This window comes from Amaricoccus solimangrovi, from assembly GCF_006385685.1.
Lineage (GTDB): Bacteria > Pseudomonadota > Alphaproteobacteria > Rhodobacterales > Rhodobacteraceae > Amaricoccus > Amaricoccus solimangrovi.
In genome coordinates, this window is the sequence record NZ_VFRP01000095.1 from 1 (window position 1) to 1,521 (window position 1,521).

Consider the following 1,521-nt stretch of genomic DNA (forward strand, 5'->3'; position numbering starts at 1 on the left):
CTCTGGAATCTCGGCGGCGTGTCGCGCGAGCACCGCGCCGACAGCTTCTCCGCCGCCTATCGCAACCTGGACGCCGAGGCGGCGGAGGATGTGACCCGCCGCTACGACGCATTCCGCGCCCACTACGGGATGCTCGCGAGCCGCGCGATCCGGGAGAAGCGCACGAGAACGGAGCGGTGGAATCCCACCACGGCCACCTCGAGACCGCGCTCGACCAGGCGCTGATCCTGCGCGGCTCGCGCGACTTCGGCGACATCGCCGCCTGGCGGCGCTTCGTCGATCAGCTCGTCACCCGCCGCGACCGTCGCCGGGACGACGCCATCCGCCTCGAAGCCGCCGCTCCGCGGCCACCGCCGGCGAGGCGCGCCACGGACTTCACCGAGATCGTCGCCCGCGTCACCCGGACCGGCGGCTTCATGGTCCACAACATCTTCTACGAGCCGCCCCCTCGCCGCCTCGGTTTATCGCGACGGCCTCTTTCCCCGCTCCGAGCACGCGGCCGCCTGGACCGCTCTCTCGGAAGCGCTGTCCGGGCGCCATGCCTGCCGCCGTATGGTCGACCCGCTCTGGCTCGCCCACGAGGATGGCTGCGAGGGCGAGCTTGGCCTTCGCGGATCGCCGAGGATCTCGACGCTGGTCGTTTGCCGGAGGCGCGGAGATTGAAGGCCCGCCTCGAGCCTTCCCGTCGATCCTCGCCGCCGGACGTGCCGGTCGCGCTCACCCGGCTCGCGCCAGCTTCGACGCTCTGCTGGAGGGGCGCGCATGACCGAGCTCACCGTCCCCGCGCGTCCCATCGGCGTCCATGCGCCGCCGGTCATGCTCACCGCGCCGCGCCCGCCGCGCTTCCACCGGCACTGGCCAGCCCTGGCGGAACGCGCCGACAAGGGTGAGCGGGCGAACGCCACCGGTTCGAGAGAGCCCGCGAACGGCCCGCCGCCAGCTTCCTCGCCGCCCCGGCCGAGCTCGAGATCGCCGAGCGCGAAACCCGCCGCATCCGCCGCCACCTGCTCGAAGCCCGTCTCCCGGGCGGCAAGACGTGGGCCACCTTCGACTTCAAGGCGATCCCCCGCGTTCCCCGCGCCCGTGTCGAGGCGCTCGCCGCCGGCGACTGGATCGAGACCGGTGCCAATCTCATCGTCATCGGCAGTGAGGAGGATCAGGCAGCCGTCCGGGGACGGATGCCCCGACGAACGGCGCGGGCAAGTCGCACGTGCTCCGCGCCATCGGCCACGCGCTCGTCGAGGCGGGCCGGCGCGTCCTCCACACTCGCACCACCGATCTCGCGCGGAAGCCGCGGGCCGCCCGCCGCGACCTCGCCCTCGAGACCGCCCTCGCCAAGCTCGACCGCTTCGATCTCATCATCCTCGACGACATCGGCTACGCCCGGAAGGACCAGGCCGAAACCTCCGTCCTCTTCGAGCTCATCGCCCGGCGCTACGAGACCAGGAGCCTCGCCATCGCCGCCAACCAGCCCTTCAGCGCATGGGACAGCATTTTCCCCGATCAGGCCGTCACCGTCGC

The 1,521-nt window shown here is 72.3% G+C and carries 2 protein-coding genes and 1 pseudogene; all 3 read left to right on the plus strand.

The features are described 5' to 3' along the window. Positions 1 to 225 (plus strand): hypothetical protein (locus FJM51_RS24285; RefSeq protein ID WP_210240415.1); only part of this gene is annotated, 225 nt, incomplete at its 5' end. A gap of 779 nt (positions 226 to 1,004) precedes the next feature. Continuing rightward, positions 1,005 to 1,088, plus strand: a pseudogene (locus tag FJM51_RS25480) (hypothetical protein); the annotation flags it as partial. Between the two features lie 122 nt (positions 1,089 to 1,210). Continuing rightward, on the plus strand, positions 1,211 to 1,521 hold a 311-nt coding region (locus FJM51_RS24860), incomplete at its 3' end, for an ATP-binding protein (RefSeq protein WP_306419469.1).